1 tRNA gene is annotated in these 268 nt (G+C 56.3%); it reads left to right on the top strand.

Annotated elements, in window-relative coordinates:
- Positions 1-183: 183 nt before the first annotated feature.
- A tRNA-Ala gene (locus tag OGX89_RS00005) sits at positions 184-259 on the top strand.
- Positions 260-268: the final 9 nt, after the last annotated feature.

The following is a 268-nucleotide window of genomic DNA, read 5'->3' as shown; positions in this document are numbered from 1 at the left end:
GCTTGTAGCTCAGGTGGTTAGAGCGCACCCCTGATAAGGGTGAGGTCGGTGGTTCAAGTCCACTCAGGCCTACCAAATTCGCCTCCGTGCTGTGTTACGGCGATGCTCGCATACTTCAGTATGCTTCGCACCACCGCGCCTTGCCCGGAAACGAATTAGGGTACAGAGATTAGCATTTACGATGGGGTTATAGCTCAGCTGGGAGAGCGCCTGCCTTGCACGCAGGAGGTCTGCGGTTCGATCCCGCATAGCTCCACCATCCTTACTG

It is taken from the genome of Citrobacter sp. Cpo103 (genome assembly GCF_030332605.1).
GTDB lineage: Bacteria > Pseudomonadota > Gammaproteobacteria > Enterobacterales > Enterobacteriaceae > Citrobacter > Citrobacter portucalensis.
The sequence above is the reverse complement of the archived record's forward strand: the minus strand, read 5'-3'. Positions and strand labels throughout refer to the sequence as shown.